The organism is Reyranella sp. (genome assembly GCF_030651995.1).
In the GTDB taxonomy this organism is placed as follows: Bacteria; Pseudomonadota; Alphaproteobacteria; order Reyranellales; family Reyranellaceae; genus Reyranella.
The window spans coordinates 86,154-105,437 of sequence record NZ_JAUSBN010000040.1 but is presented as its reverse complement, the minus strand read 5'-3'; the positions used below and the strand labels follow the sequence as shown (position 1 = coordinate 105,437).

Below are 19,284 nucleotides of genomic sequence, written 5' to 3'. Positions count from 1 at the left end.
CCGAGGTATTCATCGCTCAACTGTTGCACTTCAAACTTGAATCCACACCCTCACTTCGTTCGGGATGACAGCGTTTTCTCGCGTCGGCGCACTGCGCAAATCCCAACAAAACTGTCATCCCGAACGAAGTGAGGGACCTTTGGCTTTCGCCACAAAGAAAGGGCGCCGCGGTTTCCCGCGACGCCCCTTCGGAGACAGCAGGCTGCTGCCTGCTTAGTGGGTAAGGGCCGCCTGGCCCTGGACGGGGATCGCGCGGGGCTTCTTCTCCTCCGGGATCTCCCGCTGCAGGTCGATCGTGAGCAGGCCGTTGGCGAGCTTCGCACCCGTGACCTTCACATGGTCGGCGAGCTGGAAGCGGCGCTCGAAGTTGCGGCCGGCGATGCCACGATAGAGATACTGCTTCTCTTCCTGGCCGTCGGTGGGCGCGGTCTGGCCGGTGACCAGGAGCTCGTTCTCCTTCTGGGTCACGTTGAGCTCGGCCTCGGCGAAGCCCGCCACCGCCATCACGATCCGGTAGGCGTTATCGCCGGCCTTCTCGATATTGTACGGGGGATAGCCGTTGGCGGCGGACTGGCTGGACACCGAGTCGAGCAGGTCGAAGACGCGGTCGAAACCGACAGTGGCGCGATAGAACGGGGAATAGTCGACAGTACGCATTTGATCATCCTCTCTTGAGCGATGTTGGACGTTCCCGCCCCGAATGGGCGCGGGGAACACCAGTGATTTAGGGGCGGAGGAGGCCGCTTCAAGGGCGGTAAAAATTTCCTTCTCCGGACCTTGAACGGCAGGAAATGCTTCCTTCCGGAGAACCTTCGGAAATTCAACTCATGGCTAATGTGCGAGATATCGCCAGATCAAAGGCGGTAACCGCATGTCCAAGTTCATTCCCCGTTCCGAGGCTGCGTTGTGGGTCCTGTCGGTCTCCCAGGCCACCGGCATGCTCCCCCTCAACGTCGTCGTGCACGTGGCCGTATAGTGAAGCACCTGCCGCTCTTCTTCGATCTCACCGGCCGCAAGGTCGCGGTCGTCGGCGAGGGACCGAAGGCGGATCTGCGGGCCGATCTGGCCCGCTCCGCCGGTGCCGACGTCCTGAGGTTCGAGGCGCGCTCTGCCACCGCACAGGAGCTGCGGCGCGCTGTGGCCGTCTTTGTCGCTACGGAAGATGAAGCCAGCGATGCCGCCGCGCATCGGCAGGCGAAGGCCGCCGGCGTCCCGGTGAACGTGGCCGACCGGCCGGCCCTCTGCGACTTCATCATGCCGGCCATCGTCGATCGCGACGGCGTCGTCGTGGCGATCTCGACCGGCGGCGCTTCGCCCACCCTGGCGACGGTATTGCGTGGCCGGATCGAGGCGGCTTTGCCCGAGCGGCTGGGCGCGCTGGCGCGCCTCGTCACGACGTTCCGGGCGCAGGTCAATGCGCTGATCGCCGACCCCGCCCGCCGCCGCGCCTTCTTCCGGCGCCTGGTCGAGGGACCAGCGGCACGCCTGGTGCTCGCCGGCGACGCGGCCGGGGCCCGGCGCGTGGCGCTCGGTGAACTGGACGCGGCGCGGCGCCAGATGACGCCCTCCGGCATCGCCCATATCGTGGGGGCGGGGCCAGGCGACCCTGATCTCTTGACCCTTCGGGCGGCGCAACTCCTTCAGGAAGCCGACGCCATCCTGCATGACGATCTCGTGCCGCGGGCCGTGCTGGCGCGGGCAAGGCGCGACGCCGAGATCGTCCCGGTGGGCAAGCGCAAGGGCCGCCCGAGCTGGGCGCAGGCCGACATCGATGCCGAGCTGGTCCGCCGGGTGCGGTCCGGCCAGACCGTGGTGCGCCTGAAGGCGGGCGACCCGTTCGTGTTCGGTCGCGGCGGCGAGGAGGTCGACGCGCTGCGCGCCGCCGGCCTCGCCTTTACGATCGTGCCGGGCATCACCGCTGCGCTGGGGTGCGCCGCCTCGGCCTGCATTCCCCTCACGCATCGGCATCACGCCGCGGCCGTGACCTTCGTCAGCGGGCACAGCGCCAAGGACGGCCGGCAGCCCGCCTGGGCCTCGCTTGCCACGGAAGGGCACACGCTGGCGATCTACATGGGCGCCACGGAAGCGTCAGCCGTGCGCGACCGGCTGCTCGCCGCCGGCGCTGCGCCGTCCACGCCGGTAGCCATCGTCGAGAACGGCACGCGGCCCGACCAGCGGGTCTCAACCGGCCGGCTCGGCGATCTCGCACGACTCGCCGCCGCCCATGCCCAAAGCGGTGTGGCTGGTCCAAGCCTGATCATCGTGGGCGACGTCGCGGCCTATGCCGCCGTGTCCCAAAGCCCAGCGCTCGCAGAGGTGTCCTGATGGCCAAGAATCTGAGCGGCGACCTGCAGGTCGCATCGGCGAACCGGCTGGTCGACGGATTGGTGGTCTGGCTCGACGAGGCCGGGCAATGGACCGACCGCCTGGAGCATGCGGCGGTCGCGCGCGACAAGCGTGGCGCCGAGTTCCTGCTGGAGCGCGCCCGCGTCGAGGCCTTCAGCGTGGTCGATCCGTTCCTGGTGGCGGTGACCGAGGGTGAGGACGGCACGATCGAACCGCTGTCCTTGCGCGAGAAGATCCGCGCCTCGGGCCTCACATTCGATGCCATCGCAGCCGACGCGGTGCGTTATGCCTGACACCCATTTCTACCGCTACGACGACTACGACCGCACACTGGTCTCCGAGAGGGTCGAGCAGTTCCGCGACCAGGTCCGCCGCCGGTTGGCGGGCGAGTTGACCGAGGAGCAGTTCAAGCCGCTGCGCCTGCATAACGGCCTCTATCTGCAGCTCCACGCCTACATGCTGCGGATCGCCATTCCCTACGGCACGCTGTCGTCGCGCCAGCTGCGCAAGCTCGCGGACATCTCGCGCCGGTATGATCGCGGCTACGGCCACTTCACGACGCGCCAGAACCTGCAGCTCAACTGGATCAAGCTGGCGGATGCTCCCGACGCTCTGGCGGCGCTGGCCGAGGTCGACATGCACGCCATGCAGACGTCGGGGAACTGCATCCGCAACGTCACCGCCGATCACTATGCCGGCGCGGCGATCGACGAGATCGAGGATCCCCGCATCTGGGCCGAGATCGTGCGCCAGTGGTCGACGCTGCACCCCGAGTTCGCCTTCCTGCCGCGCAAGTTCAAGATCGCCATCACGGGCTCCCCCAACGATCGCGCCGCCGTGCGCGTGCACGACATCGGCTTGCGCCTGTGGCGAAACGAGCAGGGCGAGGTCGGCTTCGAGGTGATCGTGGGCGGCGGTCTCGGCCGCACGCCGATGATCGGCAAGACGCTGCGCGAGTTCCTGCCGAAGGAAGAACTGCTCGCCTATCTGGAATCGACGTTGCGCGTCTACAACCGCTACGGCCGCCGCGACAATCTCTACAAGGCCCGCATCAAGATCCTGGTGCACGAGGTCGGCGTGGAGAAGATGCGCGAGGAGGTCGAGGCCGAGTATGCCGCGAGCCGCGATGGCGCGCTCAAGCTGCCGGCCGGGACGATCGAGGCCATCGCCCGCCAGTTCGCGCCGCCGGATCTGCCACCGCGACCCGCCGTGTCTGGACTGGTGGAGGCGCAGCGTCTGGGCGACCCTGACTTCGCGTTGTGGCTCACGTCCAACGTCGCGCCGCATCGCGTGCCCGGCTATGCCATCGTGACCGCCTCGCTGAAGCCTGCCGGCACGCCGCCGGGCGATGCCAGTGCCGCGCAGATGGATGGCGTCGCCGACATCGCCGAGGCCTGCAGCCAGGCCGAGCTGCGGGTCAGCCACGAGCAGAACCTGATCTTCCCGCATGTCGCGGTGGAGGACCTGCCGCAGGTCTACCGCTCACTGGCGGCGCTGGGCTTCGCGCAAGCCAATGTCGGCAAGATCACGGATATCATCGCTTGCCCCGGGCTTGATTATTGCGCCCTGGCCAATGCGCGTTCGATCCCGGTGGCGCAACGCATCTCCAACCACTTCGCGAGCCTCGCGCGGCAGCACGATATCGGCGATCTCAAGATCAAGATCTCGGGCTGCATCAATGCCTGCGGTCATCACCATGTCGGCCATATCGGCATCCTCGGCGTCGATAAGAACGGCGTCGAGCTCTACCAGATCAGCCTCGGTGGAGACGTCGACTTCGGCAAGACGGCGCTGGGCGCGATCCTCGGGCCCGCCGTGACGGCGGACAAGGTGGTCGAGGCGGTCGATGCGCTGGTCGCCACCTATCTGGATGCGCGCCGGGACGGGGAGCGCTTCGTCGATACCTACCGGCGCATCGGCGCCCAACCCTTCAAGGAGAGAGTCTATGCCGCTGTTTAGTGAAGCGGGGCTGCCCGCATCCTATGTCGCTCTGCCCTTCGCCGAATGGCAGGCGCGGCCCGAATGGCCGGCTGTGTCTCTGGCCAACACCGATCCCGTCGAGGACCTCGCGCCGCATCTCGGACGCCTGCGCCTGATCGTGCTCGAATTCCCCAAATTCAGCGATGGTCGCGCCTATAGTCAGGCGCGTCTCCTGCGCGGTCGCATGGGCTATCGCGGCGAGCTGCGCGCCACGGGCGGCGTGCTCCAGGACCAGGTGGCATTCATGCTGCGCTGCGGGTTCGATTCCTTCGAGAGCGAGCAGCAGGGATTTGGTGAGGCGCTGGCCAGGGCGCGCAGCGTGTTCAGCGTCGTCTATCAACCGGCGGAGGACGATCAGGTGCCGGCCTCGCTGCGCCGGCTCGCGCACGGCAACGCAGCGGCGTCCTGATCAGTGCCCGCTTTCGGACTGGGCCTCCAGCCACTTCAGGCCGTCCTCGGCCGAGTCGAAAATCTGCGCCTGGCCGGTAAACTTGCCGAGATTCACGTATCGCCGGGCGAGGTCGGCATTGTGGCCGGGCCTGGGGATCAGTGCGAGTGGCCCGCGCTTGGCGAGACTTGCATAGGCCGCCGCGCGGGCAGCGAGTGTCATGACGTCCTGCTCGGTGTAGGTCCCATCGCCCTTGCTGGCGTCGAACAGCTTGCGATAGGTGAGGGCGTTCTGAGCCACGACCGCGTCGGTGAAGTCCTCGATGTCCTTTATCGCAATAACGCCCAGGACCCGGGCGTGGACGAAGCGCTTTTCGTGATCGATCGTGTACTCGATGGGCATGGCCGGACTTTAGGCGAACGGCCCGGTGGCCGTCGAGCCGCTTGGCGGCACTGGCCACCCGGGATAGGCTGCTTCCCATAGCCGGGGATACACCGGCGGGAGGAAGCGACATGATCAAGGGAGCAACGGGCGCCGTGCTGGCGCTCGCTCTGGGCTGGTGTGCGCTCGCGGTGCCGGCCTCTGCACAAATCTTCGTGAACATTCGTTCGCAGGACGCACCGAGGTACGATCCCCACAGCAACACATCGAGCGGCATGGGACATCCCATGTTCATGATGGGCGATACGCTGGTCGCGCTCGACTGGGACCTGAAGAGCGTCCATCCGTTGCTGGCCAAATCGTGGACGGTCTCCGACGACCGGCTCACCTATACGTTCTCGTTGCGGGACGACGTCACGTTCTGCAGCGGCAAGAAGTTCACGGCGGCCGACGTGATCTACTCCTTCACGCGGCTGGCGGATCCCTCCGCCCGCTGGCCGTTCTACTGGCGGCTGGGCGAGATCGACAGTCTGACCGCCCCCGATCCCTACACGCTCGTCTACAAGTTGAAGCGGCCGCATTCCGAGCTGCTGGTCGATCTCGCGAATTTCGCCGCGACGATCATCAACAAGGAGAACGTCGAGGTGCTCGGTGCCGATTTCGGCGTCAAGGGCTTCGACGGGACCGGGCCGCTCTGCTGGGAAAGCTGGCAGCCGCGCAAGGAACTCGTGCTGAAGCGCCACGACGCCTACAAGTGGGGCCCGACCGGCGTCTACGCCAACAAGGGTCCGGTGAAGTACGAGAAGATGATCTGGCGCATCGTGCCGGAGGAAACGACGCGCATCGCCACGATGCTCTCGGGCCAGGCCGATTTCTGTCACTGGAATCCGCTGCAGGCGATCGAGAGCTTCAAGAAGGCGCCAAATCTCGCCGTTTACGAACCGACGGCCGATTTCGCGATGTACTACTGGGGCCTGAAGAGCACGCGCGAGAACCTGCAGGACAAGCGGGTCCGCCAGGCGCTCGCCCATCTCGTCGACCGCGAGGAGATCAACAAGGCGATCTTCTTCGGCCAGGCCGAGACGGCGCGGTCGCTCGTCCACCCCAAGGCGCTCGACTTCGAGCCGGCGACGCTCGACGTGCTCACGACGCGCGATCCGGAGAAGTCGAAGAAGCTGCTCGACGAGGCCGGCTGGAAAATGGGACCCGACGGCTTCCGACACAAGGACGGCAAGAAGCTCGAGCTGCTGATGTATTCGTACACGGTGGGACAGAATCCCAAGCTGTCGGAGGTGCTGCAGGGCGCCGCGCGCACGGTTGGTATCGACATCAAGATCCAGACCTGGGATCCGACGGTCTTCTTCCAGAAGATCGCCCAGCAGGACTACGACATCTGGACGCTGGCGGTGCCCTACACGTCGGCCGGCGATCAGATGTACCTCTACTACCACTCCAAGAACCGGCCGGTGCCCAACCGCATGATGTGGAACGACGCCGAGACCGACCGCATCCTCGACGCCGGCCGCACGGCGCTGAACGACGCCGACCGCGCGAAGTTCTTCAAGGAGATCCAGCGCCGCGTGCACGACGAAGCGCTCATGATCCCGGCGGCGCATTCGAGGCTGTTTCTCGTCGCGAAGAAGAACATCAAGAACGTGCGGTCGCACGGCATCTACAGCGCCGCGCTCTACAAGGGGCTGGACGTGCAGCCCTGACTCCGGGATCGTGGACGCATGACCACGATCTACGGCATCAAGAACTGCGACACGATGAAGAGGGCGCGCGCCTGGCTGGACCAGAAGGGCGTCGCCTACGATTTCCATGACTACAAGGCGTCCGGCATTGATCGCGCCCGCCTCGAAGGCTGGGCCCGCAAGGTCGGCTGGGAGGTGTTGCTGAACCGTGCCGGTACGACCTTCCGCAAACTCCCGGACAAGGAGAAGGAGGGGCTCACCGAGAGCAAGGCGATCGCGCTGATGATCGCCCAGCCCTCGATGATCAAGCGGCCGGTGCTCGAAGGCGGCGGCAAGCTGCTCGTCGGCTTCAAGCCCGAGCAGTACGAGGCGCTCGTCTAGGCAGTCCCGGCCGCGCTCACGGTCTTGCAGGCGAGGGCAATGCACTCGACGTGGCGGTGATCGGTGCCGCAGCAACCCCCCAGCACGTTGATCTGCGGATGGGTCTGCAAGAGGTCGCGATACTGCCCGCCGAGCTCGATCGGATCGCCGGCGTCGAGATCGGGCGAGTCGTTGAGCTCCTGGTGGCTGCGGCGCGAGGCATTGGCCCGCAGCCCGCGGATGCGGCGCGTCCAGTCCTGGTCCGCTTCCATCACCTCCCGGAAGTGGGTGGGGTGGGCGCAGTTGATCATGTAGTAGGCCGGCCCGTTCGCGGTCGCCTGGTCGACAAGGCTGATGGCCTCGGTCAAGGTCTGCCCGGTCGGCAAGCGGCCATCGGTCTCGACCGTAAAGGCAATCGCCACGGGCATGCCGGCCTGGAGGGCAGCCCGCACGATGCCGATGGCCTCGCTGGTATTGGTCATGGTGGTGGCGCTCACCATGTCGGCACCGGCATCCGCGAAGGCTTCGACCTGCAGGGCGTGGTAAGCTTCGGCCGCGTCCTCCGACATCACCTCGCCCGGCACGTAGCCGTCGCCACGCGGTCCGATGCAGCCGCTCACGACCATCGGTGATGCCCGGTCCTCATAGCCGTCCCGCAGGTCGTGCATCAGGCCGATCGCGTCGGCGTTGATCGCGGCGATGTCTGCCGCCGAATAGCCGAGCTTCGCGCCCCAGTCGGCGCTTGCCCGCCAGGTCGGGCTCTCGAGAACGAAGCCCATGGCGTGCGTGCGCGCGATGTCGATGTAGCGCTCATAGTATCGGATCAGGAATTGCCGGCTCTTGGCATCTCGCATCAGGGGAAAAGCCGCGAAGAGGGGAAGGTCCAGACCATCCTGGAAGATCAGGCTGGTCTCGATTCCGCCGTCGGTCAGGAACAGGCCACCGTCGCCCTGCGGCAGCCGATGGCGGTACCTGGCAGTGGTCTTCATCGTTTGCCTCGAAGGGCCACTCGCCCATGATGTTTGTGTAAAAAAGTATTATATTTCATGTAGTTAAATGATCCAATTGACACGTTAAGGGAAATATCGAAAGATCGCCTCATAAGGCCTTGCTTGGCCAAGACAATTGATTTTGACCGCTGCTACCGCAGTTCCCCTCTTTATTTCGAGGTCTGAAATGAAAACCGCCGTTGCTCTTCTCGTCCTGCCTCTGGCCCTGTCGGTTTCCGCCTGCGGCGATACATGGGGTGAGCGCGCCGTAACAGGTGGCGGCATTGGCGCAGGCACCGGTCTCGCGGTTGGCGCGATCGCCGGTTGGCCGCTGGTCGCTCCGGTACTGGTCGGCACGGCGGTCGGCGCCGGTATCGGCGCGGCCACCACGCCGAAGAAGTAGCGCTATCCCAGCAAAATCCTGAGTTTACGCTCGAAGACGCGCAGCACGTCTTCGAGCGTGTCGCCATGGGCCAGTTTGCGTGGCCCATTATAGACGACGTAACTACCGCCATTGCCGGCCCCCGGCACCTTGGCGATGGCAAACAGTGGTTGCTCGGCGGTGTGGCGGAAGATCGAGAAGATCGCCATGCCCGGTCGAAAGTCGATGGCGTAATCTCGCCATTCGCCGGTTGCCACACGCATGCTGTACAGACCCAGAAGCCGCGAGAGTTCCCGCTTGTCGAACGAAACGATTCGGCGCCGGGCTCGCTGATCGGCCAAACGGTAGAGGTTGGTCATGCCACCGCGACTTCGAACATGTCAGTGATATGAATTCTTGCAGAAGCGCGGGTGGGGGTAAAGCGCCTCGAGTCCCCCATTCGGTTGTTTGCCAAAGCTCGGGTAGGGGGCTATGAACCGCGGTTGAAGCTGTTGATATTCCGCGATATTCCGGGAGCACTACGTGTCCGACTCCGCCGCGTTCCACGAGATCGACGAGGCCGTCCGCAAGGACGAGATGAAGGAATGGTGGAGTCGTTACGGCACCTGGGTGGTGGCCGGAGCGGTCGTGATCGTCGTGGCCGTCACGGGATTCGTGGGCTGGAGCCAGTACGATCGGGCGCAACGTGCCGCTGCGAGCGTCGCCTATTCGGCCGCGCTGGCGCAGATCGCGGCGGATCCGGCCGCGGCGCGTGCCGAGCTGGAGAAGCAGGCGGCCGACGCCCTCCAGCCCTACCGTTCTCTCGCCGCGCTTACTGCCGCGCAGCTCCGCGCCACGCTCGAGGAGCAGGTGACCGCGCTCTCCACGGTGGCCCCCAGCCTTTCGGCGAGCGAACTCAGCGATCTCGCCCTGGTGATCGCCGCCTTCAAGAGCATCGACACGCCCAAGGCCGAAGAAATGGTCGCCAGGCTCGAGCCGCTTGCGGCTCCCGGTCGCCCGTTTGGTCTGAGCGTGCGTGAGCTCCAGGCGATGCTGGCCGTGCGCAAGGGCGATACCAAGCGCGCCAAGGAATTGTGGAACGAGATCGCCAAGGATCCGGCCGTGCCGCAGGGCACGTCGCAGCGGGTCACGGCAATGCTCAATCTTCACGGCGGCGCGGAGGCTAAGTAGTCCGATGTCGAGCGTGTTGCGCGTGGTCGATCCCCGTTTCCTTCTCGCCGCCGCCCTGATGGTGGTGTCCCTTTCCGGCTGCGATATCCTAGACAAGAAGAAGACGGCGCTGCCCGGCGAGCGAATTTCCGTGCTGGGGGATCGCAAGGACCTCGAACCCGACAGCGATGTCGCGGGCATGCAGGTCGTGCTGCCGCCCCCCACGGTGAACGAATCCTGGCCGCAGTCCGGCGGCTTCGCGCACAATGCCATGCACAATCTGGCCATCGGGCCCTCGCCGCAGATCATCTGGACGGCCGACGTCGGCTCGGGCAGCAGCTCGACCCGCATCCTGACGACGCCGCCGGTCGTCGCCGAGGGCAAGGTGTTCGCCAAGGACGCGCAGGGCACCGTGTCGGCCTTCAATGCCGATACTGGCGCGCTGCTGTGGCGGGTCACCCTGGCGCCGGAAAAGGCGCGCGACTCCGACGAATTCGGCGGCGGCCTGGCCTATTACGGCGGGAAGCTCTTCGTGACGACGGGCTTCGCCATGGTCTATTCGCTCGACCCGAACACCGGCAAGGAGGAATGGAACTCGGGCGTCAGCGCGCCGGTACGGGGAGCGCCGCTGGTGTTCAACGACCGGGTGTACGTCATCGCCATCGACAACAAGCTGCATGCGCTGGCCGCTTCCGACGGCTCCGACCTGTGGCAGTTCCCCGGTCTGCAGGAATCGTCTGGATATGTCGGCGGCAACAGCCCGGCAGGTTCGGGCGATACCGTCGTCGCGCCGTTCACGTCGGGAGAGGTCGTGGCGCTGCGCGCCGACAATGGCCGTCCGATCTGGAACGAATCGCTGATCGGTGCGCGCGCGGATATCCGCGCTTTCGGCAACCTGGCCGACATTCGCGGCCGCCCGGTGATCGACCGCGGCCTCGTGATCGCGATGGGTTCGGCGGGCCAGATCGCCGGCATCGACCTCCGTTCGGGCCAGCGCCAGTGGGATCGAAACATCGGCGGCAGCCAGACACCGTGGACGGCAGGCCGCTTCCTTTTCGTGGTCACCGGCAATGCCGACGTGGTGGCCATGGTCCGCGACACCGGCAAGGTCCGCTGGGTCACGCCGCTGACTCGGTTCGAGGATGCCAAGAAGCACGTCCCGGTCCTGTGGGGCGGCCCGGTTCTGGCGGGCGACCGCCTTCTGTTGACCAGTTCGCTGGGTGATCTGGTGGTGGTCTCGCCCTATACCGGCGAGATCATGGGCAAGATCGACGTGCGCGACCGCGTGCGCCTCGGTCCCGTCATCGCCAACCGGACCATCTACGTCCTGACAGATTCCGGGCGACTCATTGCCCTCCGCTGAAGAACGGCCACCCACCCCGGGGCTGCGCCGCGTCGCCATCGTCGGCCGTCCCAACGTCGGCAAGTCGACGCTGTTCAACCGGCTGGCTGGTCGGCGGCGCGCCATCGTCGACGACACGCCCGGCGTCACGCGCGACGTGCGCGAGCAGCCGGCGCAGCTCGGCGACCTCGCCTTCATGCTGCTCGACACGGCGGGATGGGAAACGGCGGGAGGCGAGGCCCTCGAGGCCCGCATGCGGCGCTTCACGGAGCGGGCGATCGAAGGCTCGGACGTCGTCCTGTTCCTGATCGACGCGCGCTCCGGAATCCTGCCCCTCGACCAGAGCTTCGCGAACTGGCTGCGCAAGCGCTCGGCGAAGGTGATCCTGGTCGCCAACAAGTGCGAGGGCCGCGCCGGCCAGCAGGGGCTCGCCGAAGCGCATGGGCTCGGGCTCGGCGAACCGATCCCGGTCTCGGCCGAACATGGCGAGGGATTGAGCGACCTGCACGAGGCTCTGAGCCGGCACATCGAGCCGATGCCGGAGGAGGCCGATCCAGACGAGGCCGAGGCAGTCGATCCCGATCTCGAGGACGTACCCGAAGGCCGGCCTCTGCTGCTGGCCATCGTCGGGCGGCCGAACGTGGGCAAGTCGACGCTGCTCAACCGCCTGGTCGGCGAGGAGCGTGTCCTGACCGGGCCCGAGGCCGGCATCACGCGCGATTCGATTCGTGTCGAATGGGAATGGCGCGGCCGCCCGGTTCGCCTGGTCGACACGGCCGGCATGCGCCGCCGCAGCCGCATCGATGCCAAGCTGGAAGCGGCCTCCGTGGCCGACTCGCTCGACACGATCCGGCTGGCCGACGTCGTGGTGGTCGTGCTGGATGCGGCCGACATGGCCGAGAAGCAGGACCTCAACATCGCCGGCTGGGTGATCGAGGAGGGGCGCGCGCTGGTGATCGCGGTCAACAAGACCGACCTGCTGGCCGACGACCAGTCGGAGTCGTCGAAACAGTGGCGCAAGCTGCGCGACCGGCTGGAGATGTCGTTCTCGCAGGTGAAGGACGTAGCGATCGTCGGCTTCTCGGCGCTGACCGGACGCGGCGTCGAGCGACTGCTGCCCAAGGTCTTCGAGACCTACGAGATCTGGAACAAGCGGGTCACGACCCCGAAGCTCAATCGCTGGCTGCGCGAGATGGAGGTGCTGCATCCGCCGCCGCTCGCGCCCAACGGCCGCCGCATCCGGCTGCGCTTCATGACCCAGATCAAGCGCCGCCCGCCGACCTTCATCCTGTCGGTCAGCCAGCCGCAGGAACTGGGCAACGACTACCTGCGCTTCCTGACCAACCGCCTGCGCGACGACTTCGACATGCCGGGTGTGCCGATCCGGCTCAGCATGCGCAAGCCGAAGAACCCCTACGAGGGCCGGCGCAAGCCGCAACGGTAGGGTTGAGCGGAGTTCAGCCCGGGGAGCGTCAGGACATTGCCTCTGGCAATGTCCGAGAGCGTTGAAGAAAGAGCGATCACAGGAAGCTGCCCATGCCATCGGCCGCATTGCGGCCAATGGTGCAGAGGCGCCTTGCCCGGCACCGACCTGCTGCCCTAGGCTTCACTCCAAGAAAGTCGAAATAACGAGCTGCGCCGCAGCCGCCGACGGGATGAAAGGGTAGAACGATGGATGTCCAATACGTAGCGCCGAAGACGCTCGACGAGGCGGTTCGGGCGTTTGCCGCGGCGGCGGGGGCCGGCCGGATCCTGGCGGGCGGGACCGACCTCCTAGTCCAGATGCGCAACGGGGTCGTTGCACCCGGGACGATCGTCGACGTCAAGAAGATCGGCGAGCTGACCACCATCGAGGAGACGAAGGAGGGCGGCTTCCGGATCGGTGCCGCCGTCTCCGGCGCCGCCCTGCGCGAGCATCCCAAGGTCAGCAAGGTCTGGCCGGGGGTCGTCGAGGCCACCAACCTGATCGGCTCCACCCAGATCCAGGGCCGTGCCACGCCGGGCGGCAACCTGTGCAACGGTTCGCCCGCCGGCGACAGCGTGCCGGCCATGATCGCGGCCAGCGCCATCGTCACCATCCAGGGACCGAACGGGCGACGAGAGCTTGCCGTCGAGAAGGTGCCGAAGGGGCCGGGCCGCCTCAACCTCGAGCCCGGCGAGATCGTCGTTTCGTTCACACTGCCGCCGCGTCCGAAGGGCTCGAGCGACGCCTACCTGCGCATGATCCCGCGCACCGAGATGGACATCGCCGTCGTGGGGTGCGGCGTCAGCCTGACGATCGACAACGGAACCTGCACCGCCGCGCGCGTCGGCCTCGGCGCCGTCGCGCCGACGGTGCTTCTGGTCGAGGCGGCAGCGAAAGCGCTGATCGGCTCCAAGCTCGACGACGCGGCGCTGGCCAAGGCCGCAGCCGCCTGCAGCGCCGCCTGCCGTCCGATCGACGACAAACGCGGCACCATCGCCTATCGCACCAAGGTCGCCGGCGTCCTGCTGAAGCGCACCACACTGATTGCCGCAGAACGCGCGGGAGGAAAATAAGACCATGGCGAAGCTTCACGTCTCCACCACGATCAACGGCGAGCCGCAGGAGTTCCTCTGCGATGCCGACCAGAGCATGCTCGACGTCCTGCGCGGGCCGCTCGGGCTGACCGGCGCCAAGGAAGGCTGCGGCACCGGCGACTGCGGCGCCTGCACGATCACCCTGAACGGACGGATCGTCTGTTCCTGCCTGATGCTCGCGGCCGAGGCCGAGGGGCAGAAGATCGACACCATCGAGGGCATGGCCGGGGAGGAACTGCATCCGCTGCAGCAGAAGTTCCTCGAATCGGCGGCGCTCCAGTGCGGCATCTGCACGCCGGGCGTGCTGATGGCTGCCAAGGCGCTGCTCGAGAAGAACCCCGATCCGACCGAGCATGAAGTCCGCTTCTGGCTGGCCGGCAACCTGTGCCGCTGCACGGGCTACGACAAGATCATCCGCGCCGTACTGGACACCGCTGCCGACATGAGGGCCGCCCGATGAACACGAAGACCCCCGACACCGCCAACGACAATAAGTGGATCGGCAAGCGCACGGTCCGTCCCGATGGCGCCGACAAGGTGACGGGACGCGCGGCCTATGCCGCCGACACCACCATGCCCGGCATGATCTGGGGCAAGGTGCTGCGCAGCCCGCATCCGCACGCGCGCATCAAGTCGATCGACACCAGCAAGGCGGAAGCGCATCCCGGCGTGAAGGCCGTGATGACGGCCAAGGATATCGTGAACTTCCCGATCGAGAAGTCGGTGATGCTGGGCATCCAGGACATGCGCTGGATGTGCCGCAACGTCATGGCGCGGGAGAAGGCGCTGTTCGCCGGCCATCCGGTGGCGGCGGTCGCGGCAACCACGGAGAAGATCGCGGCGGAGGCCTGCAAGCTGATCGAGGTCGAGTACGAGGTGCTGCCCTTCGTGATCGACGTCGAGGAGGCGATGAAGCCCGACGCGCCGATCCTCCACGACTTCATCAAGTACAAGGACAAGCCCTCGAACATCGCCGGGACGCTGGAGCACAAGCTCGGCGATATCGGTGAGGGCTTCGCCAAGGCCGACGTCGTCATCGAGCGCAGTTTCCGAACCCAGCCGGTGCACCAGGGCTATATCGAGCCGCATGCCTGCCTGGTCAGCGTCTCCGATGGCAAGGCCACGATCTGGAGCTCCAGCCAGGGCCAGTTCATGGTCCGCGCCATGTGCGCCTACCTGACCGGGCTGCCCCAGAACGACATCCGTGCCATTCCCGCGGAGATCGGCGGCGGCTTCGGCGGCAAGACGATCATCTACCTCGAGCCGCTGGCGCTGATCCTGGCCAAGAAGTCCGGCCGGCCGGTGAAGATGACCATGAGCCGGGCCGAGGTGTTCCATGCCTCCGGCCCGACCTCGGGCTCCTACAGCACCGTCAAGCTCGGCGCGACCAAGGACGGCAAGCTGGTGGCGGCGCAGGGCACCTTCTGCCTGCAGGCCGGCGCGCTGCCCGGTTCGCCCATCCGCGGCGCGGCGGGCTGCGCCTTCGCGCCCTATGACATCCCGAACGTGCACTCGTTCGGCTACGACGTGGTGTCGAACCGCTCCAAGGTCGCGGCCTATCGCGCGCCCGGCGCGCCGATCGGCGCTTATGGCGTCGAGTGCGTCATGGACGAGATGGCCGAGGCGCTGAAGATGGATCCGCTGGATTTCCGTCTGAAGAACGCGGCGAAGCAGGGCACGAAGGCCGCGCACGGGCCGGTCTATCCGCGCATCGGCTTCGTCGAGACGATCGAGGAAGCGAAGAAGCACGCCCACTACACGACGCCGCTGCCCAAGGCCGGGAAGGGCATGCTCTACGGCCGCGGCGTGGCCTCGGGCTTCTGGTTCAATGCCGGCGGCGAGTCGAGCGCGCAGGTCAACATCAACGAGGACGGCACGGTGGTGGTGATCACCGGTCATCCCGACATCGGCGGCTCGCGCGCCTCGACGGCCAACATCACCGCCGAGCTGCTGGGCATCGACTACAAGAAGGTCTCGGTGCTGATCGGCGACACCAGCGTCATCGGCTTCAGCAACCTGACCGGCGGTAGCCGCGTGACCTACGCCTCGGCCATGGTCGTGACGCACTCGACGGAACGCGTGATCAGCCAACTCCGCGAGCGTGCGGCCAAGATCTGGAAGATCGATCCCGACGCGGTCGTCTGGGAAAATGGCGAGGCTCGTCCGGCCGGCGACAACGCCGGCAAGTTCGAGCCGCTCAGCCTCGGCCAGATCGCAGCGCAGGCGAGCGCCACCGGCGGTCCGATCGGCGCCGGCCAGCAGCTCAACACGACGGGTGCCGAAGGCGGCTTCGCCACCCATGTCTGCGACGTCGAGGTCGACCCCGATCTCGGCATCGTGCGCGTGCTGAGGTACACGGCCTTCCAGGATGTCGGCCGGGCCATCCATCCCAGCTATGTCGAGGGCCAGATCCAGGGCGGTGCTGCCCAGGGCATCGGCTGGGCGCTCAGCGAGGAGTACATCTTCAACAAGGACGGCAAGCTCGATAATCCGAGCTTCCTCGACTACCGCATGCCGGTCAGCTCCGACCTGCCGATGCTCGACTCGGTGATCCTCGAGATCCCCAACCCGAAGCATCCGCAGGGCGTCCGCGGCGTCGGCGAGGTCCCGCTGGTGCCGCCGCTGGGCGCCATCTCGAACGCGGTCTACGACGCGCTCGGCCGGCGCTTCTACAGCCTGCCGATGTCGCCGCCCAAGGTGCTGGCGACGATGGACATGGCCGCCGAATAGGGGAGCTGGTGACGGCCCCGCGCCGTCACCTCCTCGAAACTGCCTGCGGCGTCCTCAGCTGATGCTGGGGCGCTGCTCCAGGGCCGCGTCGCCGGCGACCCATTGGCCGTTCATGGCGCAGGCGGGCATCGCGAGCTGGATCAGCGATTCGCCGTGCGCCTCGGGCGGGATCTGATGGGCTTCGTCCTCGCCCGGGAAGGCCTCGCGGCGCATGAAGGTGCGCATTGGGCCCGGGTTGAAGAGATTGACCTTCACCTGGGTGTGCGCGACCTCGGCGGCATAGATGCCGACCATCATGTCCAGCGCGGCCTTGCTCGTGGCGTAGGCGCCCCAATAGGGAATGATCCTGCGGGAGGCGCCCGAGGTCACGAAAATGGCGCGGCCGGCATCCGAGCGGCGCAGGAGCGGGTCCATCGAGCGGATCAGGCGCCAGTTGGCGGTCACGTTCACCGCCATCACCTGCTCGAAAATCCGGGGCTCGAAATGGCCTATCGGCGAGAGCGTGCCCAGGATGGCGGCATTCCCCAGCAATACGTCCAGGCGGCCGAAGCGGTCGAAGAGCGCCTGGCCCAGCCGGTCGATCCCGGGGCCGTCGGTGACATCGAGCGGCACGAGGGTTGCGGAGCCACCGATCTCCTTGATGCGGTCGTCGACTTCCTCGAGGCCGCCCACGGTCCGGGCGACCAGCACGCAATGTGCCCCTTCGGCGGCGTAGGCGAGGGCGGCGGCTGCACCGAGGCCGCGTGAGGCGCCGGTGATCAGCGCAACACGCCCGGCGAGGCGGCCGACGGCGGCTTCGGTCATGATCCTGAACTCAGGCCGATTCGACGAGGAGGGAGAGCTGGCGATCCTCGATGCCGACCACGTCGTCGAGCGCGATCGGGTAGTCGCCGGTGAAGCAGGCGTCGCAGAAGGCCGGCTCGTTCGCATCCCGGCCCGGCAGGCCCATCGCGCGATAGAGGCCGTCGATCGAGACGAAGGCCAGCGAATCGACGCCGATGAACTTCGCCATGCCGGCGACGTCGTAGCGCGAGGCCAGCAGCTTGTCGCGCTCGGGCGTATCGATGCCGTAGAAGCACGGATCGGTGGTCGGCGGGGCGGCGATGCGCATGTGCACTTCACGGGCGCCAGCGTTGCGCACCATCTCGACGATTTTCATCGAGGTCGTGCCGCGCACGATGGAATCGTCGACGAGGATGACACGCTTGCCCTCGATGTGGGCCCGGTTGGCGTTGTGCTTCAGCCGCACGCCGAGATGGCGGATATGGTCCGCAGGCTCGATGAAGGTGCGGCCGACATAGTGGTTGCGGATGATGCCGAGTTCGAACGGCAGGCCCGACTGGGCGGCGTAACCGATCGCGGCCGGTACGCCGGAGTCCGGCACGGGCACGACTACGTCGGCCGTCACGGGGCTCTCCTTGGCCAGTTCCATGCCAATGCGCTTGCGCGCATCGTAGACGCCGATGCCCTCGACCTTCGAATCGGGCCGCGCAAAGTAGATGTGCTCGAACACGCAGAAGCGGCGCTTCTGCTTCACGAACGGCTTGATGGACCTGAGCCCGTTGCCGTCGACGATCACGATCTCGCCCGGCTCGACGTCGCGCACGAAGCGGGCGCCGATGATGTCGAGCGCGCAGCTCTCGGAGGCCAGGATCCAGGCATCCTCGAGCCGGCCAACCACCAGGGGCCGCACGCCCAGCGGGTCGCGCACGCCGATCAGGGCCTCGTTCGTCAGCAGCAGCAGCGAGTAAGCGCCCTTGACCCGGCCCAGCGCATCGATCAGCCGGTCGACGACGGTCGAGTAGTTGGAGCGGGCGATCAGATGGTTGATGACTTCGGTGTCGGTGGTCGACTGGAACAGGCAGCCGATCCGCACCAGCTCCTTGCGCAGGAGGTAGGCGTTGGTGAGGTTTCCGTTGTGCGCCAGGGCGAGGCCGCCGAAGTCGAAGTCGGCGAAGATCGGCTGGATGTTGCGGTCCGAGGAACCGCCCGTTGTGGCGTAGCGGTTGTGGCCGATCGCCGAATAGCCGACCAGCTTGTCCATGACGGCCTGGGTGCCGAAGATATCGCCGACGAGGCCGGCGGCGCGGTGATTGTGGAAAAGTCGGCCGTCGAAGGTGACGATTCCGGACGCTTCCTGGCCGCGATGCTGCAGGGCGTGGAGGCCCAAAGCGGTATGAGCGGCGGCATCCGATGTCCCGTAGATGCCGAACAGCGCACACTCCTCGTGAAACTTGTCGTCGAGGGTGTCGTCGGAGCGTTTCGGGGCGCTAAACACGGCGGCGTTATAGCTGGCGTGTCGCCCCAAGGCTATCAAGGATCACTCACTGCGGCGGTTTGGTTTCAGCCGGGGCCGCCGGTGCAGCTGATGGCGCGGCCGGGGCGGCGGACGGTGCTGCCGGCGCCACGTCCGACGGTGCGGGCGAAGTCCTCGCCGGCGACGTGATCGCGCCACTTTCCATGCCCGGCCGCTGCAGACGGTTGCGGAATCCGGTGGGAAGATAGGGCTCCACGAAGGTGGCCATTTCCCGGATCATCGGGAAACTGGCGGCCCCCTCGACGGCGGGCGGCAACTGGCGGGGTCCCAGATACCCGTAGAACAGGAAGGCCGCGCCCATGGCGACCCAGGCGCACAGCACGCCAAAGCCCGCCCCGAGGATCTTGTCCGGCTTGCCGAGCGGGCTCGACCTGATCGACCGGGACAGCACGCTGGTCAGCATGATCAGCACGATCAGGGCGGCCACGAAGACGACCAGCAAAGAGACGAAATAGGAGAGTTCGGCGCTGCCGACGACCTTCAGGACCTCCGGCTCGACGACCTTGGAAAAACGCCAGGCGATCCACCCGGAGGCGATCCAGGAGACGATGAAAAGGACGGCGTGGGCAAAGCCCGTGGACAGGCCGATGGCCGCTCCGAACACGGCGATGGCGATCACGGCGACGTCGAAAACGGTAATTCCAAGCTGCTCCATCGACCCCGTTCT

General features: G+C 66.6%; 20 protein-coding genes. 13 read left to right on the top strand and 7 right to left on the bottom strand.

Going from position 1 to position 19,284, the window contains the following annotated elements; translation table 11 throughout:
• Positions 1 to 213: 213 nt before the first annotated feature.
• Positions 214 to 657: an Hsp20 family protein gene (locus Q7V45_RS12210; RefSeq protein ID WP_304852227.1), complete on the bottom strand. Its 444-nt coding sequence runs from the start codon at positions 655 to 657 to the stop codon at positions 214 to 216.
• Positions 658 to 975: 318 nt separating this feature from the next.
• Here Q7V45_RS12210 and cysG point away from each other — a divergent pair, with 318 nt between their 5' ends.
• From cysG to Q7V45_RS12190, 4 genes are read left to right on the top strand one after another with little or no spacing between them, the layout of a single operon-like run.
• Positions 976 to 2,325 carry a siroheme synthase CysG gene (cysG, locus tag Q7V45_RS12205; RefSeq protein WP_304852225.1) on the top strand — a complete coding sequence of 450 codons (1,350 nt, stop codon included), beginning with the start codon at positions 976 to 978 and terminating at the stop codon, positions 2,323 to 2,325.
• Positions 2,325 to 2,639: a DUF2849 domain-containing protein gene (locus Q7V45_RS12200; RefSeq protein ID WP_304852223.1), complete on the top strand. Its 315-nt coding sequence runs from the start codon at positions 2,325 to 2,327 to the stop codon at positions 2,637 to 2,639. The genes cysG and Q7V45_RS12200 overlap by 1 nt, the downstream gene beginning before the upstream one ends.
• Positions 2,632 to 4,305 (top strand): nitrite/sulfite reductase, encoded by a 1,674-nt coding sequence (locus tag Q7V45_RS12195; protein WP_304852221.1) that lies wholly within the window; start codon positions 2,632 to 2,634, stop codon positions 4,303 to 4,305. The genes Q7V45_RS12200 and Q7V45_RS12195 overlap by 8 nt, the downstream gene beginning before the upstream one ends.
• Complete coding sequence (locus Q7V45_RS12190; protein ID WP_304852219.1) at positions 4,292 to 4,735, top strand: DUF934 domain-containing protein; 444 nt, start codon at positions 4,292 to 4,294, stop codon at positions 4,733 to 4,735. Before Q7V45_RS12195 ends, Q7V45_RS12190 begins: the two co-directional genes overlap by 14 nt.
• On the opposite strand, the gene Q7V45_RS12185 is transcribed toward Q7V45_RS12190, so the two are convergent.
• Positions 4,736 to 5,116 (bottom strand): hypothetical protein, encoded by a 381-nt coding sequence (locus Q7V45_RS12185; protein ID WP_304852217.1) that lies wholly within the window; start codon positions 5,114 to 5,116, stop codon positions 4,736 to 4,738.
• A gap of 110 nt (positions 5,117 to 5,226) precedes the next feature.
• Here Q7V45_RS12185 and Q7V45_RS12180 point away from each other — a divergent pair, with 110 nt between their 5' ends.
• Together Q7V45_RS12180 and Q7V45_RS12175 are read left to right on the top strand one after the other, a co-directional pair.
• A complete protein-coding gene (locus Q7V45_RS12180; RefSeq protein WP_304852215.1) occupies positions 5,227 to 6,810 on the top strand; it encodes an ABC transporter substrate-binding protein in 1,584 nt (527 codons plus the stop codon).
• Between the two features lie 18 nt (positions 6,811 to 6,828).
• Positions 6,829 to 7,170, top strand: coding sequence for an ArsC family reductase (locus tag Q7V45_RS12175; protein ID WP_304852213.1), 342 nt, complete (start codon positions 6,829 to 6,831; stop codon positions 7,168 to 7,170).
• Here the strand turns inward: Q7V45_RS12175 and Q7V45_RS12170 are convergent.
• Complete coding sequence (locus tag Q7V45_RS12170) at positions 7,167 to 8,138, bottom strand: homocysteine S-methyltransferase family protein (protein ID WP_304852211.1); 972 nt, start codon at positions 8,136 to 8,138, stop codon at positions 7,167 to 7,169. The two genes, Q7V45_RS12175 and Q7V45_RS12170, sit on opposite strands and share 4 nt — an antisense overlap.
• A gap of 187 nt (positions 8,139 to 8,325) precedes the next feature.
• On the opposite strand from Q7V45_RS12170, the gene Q7V45_RS12165 reads away from it, so the two are divergent.
• On the top strand, positions 8,326 to 8,541 hold the full coding sequence (locus tag Q7V45_RS12165) for a bacteriocin (protein WP_304852209.1): 216 nt from the start codon (positions 8,326 to 8,328) through the stop codon (positions 8,539 to 8,541).
• A gap of 2 nt (positions 8,542 to 8,543) precedes the next feature.
• On the opposite strand, the gene Q7V45_RS12160 is transcribed toward Q7V45_RS12165, so the two are convergent.
• The gene (locus Q7V45_RS12160) at positions 8,544 to 8,879 is read right to left on the bottom strand and encodes a DUF2794 domain-containing protein (RefSeq protein ID WP_304852207.1); all 336 of its coding nucleotides are present in this window, start codon (positions 8,877 to 8,879) and stop codon (positions 8,544 to 8,546) included.
• A 163-nt stretch (positions 8,880 to 9,042) separates the two neighbouring features.
• On the opposite strand from Q7V45_RS12160, the gene Q7V45_RS12155 reads away from it, so the two are divergent.
• The 6 genes from Q7V45_RS12155 to Q7V45_RS12130 all read left to right on the top strand — a co-directional run bounded on the left by Q7V45_RS12155 (position 9,043) and on the right by Q7V45_RS12130 (position 16,300).
• Positions 9,043 to 9,690 (top strand): tetratricopeptide repeat protein, encoded by a 648-nt coding sequence (locus tag Q7V45_RS12155; RefSeq protein ID WP_304852205.1) that lies wholly within the window; start codon positions 9,043 to 9,045, stop codon positions 9,688 to 9,690.
• Positions 9,691 to 9,694: 4 nt separating this feature from the next.
• The gene (locus Q7V45_RS12150; RefSeq protein ID WP_304852203.1) at positions 9,695 to 11,032 is read left to right on the top strand and encodes a PQQ-binding-like beta-propeller repeat protein; all 1,338 of its coding nucleotides are present in this window, start codon (positions 9,695 to 9,697) and stop codon (positions 11,030 to 11,032) included.
• Positions 11,019 to 12,455: a ribosome biogenesis GTPase Der gene (gene der, locus Q7V45_RS12145; RefSeq protein WP_304852200.1), complete on the top strand. Its 1,437-nt coding sequence runs from the start codon at positions 11,019 to 11,021 to the stop codon at positions 12,453 to 12,455. The genes Q7V45_RS12150 and der overlap by 14 nt, the downstream gene beginning before the upstream one ends.
• A gap of 227 nt (positions 12,456 to 12,682) precedes the next feature.
• Complete coding sequence (locus Q7V45_RS12140) at positions 12,683 to 13,549, top strand: xanthine dehydrogenase family protein subunit M (protein ID WP_304852198.1); 867 nt, start codon at positions 12,683 to 12,685, stop codon at positions 13,547 to 13,549.
• Positions 13,550 to 13,553: 4 nt separating this feature from the next.
• Positions 13,554 to 14,030: a (2Fe-2S)-binding protein gene (locus tag Q7V45_RS12135; RefSeq protein ID WP_304852196.1), complete on the top strand. Its 477-nt coding sequence runs from the start codon at positions 13,554 to 13,556 to the stop codon at positions 14,028 to 14,030.
• Positions 14,027 to 16,300, top strand: a complete 2,274-nt coding sequence (locus tag Q7V45_RS12130) for a xanthine dehydrogenase family protein molybdopterin-binding subunit (RefSeq protein ID WP_304852194.1) — start codon at positions 14,027 to 14,029, stop codon at positions 16,298 to 16,300. The genes Q7V45_RS12135 and Q7V45_RS12130 overlap by 4 nt, the downstream gene beginning before the upstream one ends.
• A gap of 54 nt (positions 16,301 to 16,354) precedes the next feature.
• Here Q7V45_RS12130 and Q7V45_RS12125 read toward each other — a convergent pair whose 3' ends face one another.
• The 3 genes from Q7V45_RS12125 to Q7V45_RS12115 are packed head-to-tail and all read right to left on the bottom strand — an operon-like array spanning position 16,355 to position 19,236.
• Positions 16,355 to 17,104 carry an SDR family NAD(P)-dependent oxidoreductase gene (locus Q7V45_RS12125; protein WP_304852192.1) on the bottom strand — a complete coding sequence of 250 codons (750 nt, stop codon included), beginning with the start codon at positions 17,102 to 17,104 and terminating at the stop codon, positions 16,355 to 16,357.
• Positions 17,105 to 17,114: 10 nt separating this feature from the next.
• The gene (purF, locus tag Q7V45_RS12120) at positions 17,115 to 18,578 is read right to left on the bottom strand and encodes an amidophosphoribosyltransferase (protein WP_304852190.1); all 1,464 of its coding nucleotides are present in this window, start codon (positions 18,576 to 18,578) and stop codon (positions 17,115 to 17,117) included.
• 46 nt (positions 18,579 to 18,624) lie between these two features.
• Positions 18,625 to 19,236 carry a CvpA family protein gene (locus tag Q7V45_RS12115; protein WP_304852188.1) on the bottom strand — a complete coding sequence of 204 codons (612 nt, stop codon included), beginning with the start codon at positions 19,234 to 19,236 and terminating at the stop codon, positions 18,625 to 18,627.
• Between the last annotated feature and the right edge of the window lie 48 nt (positions 19,237 to 19,284).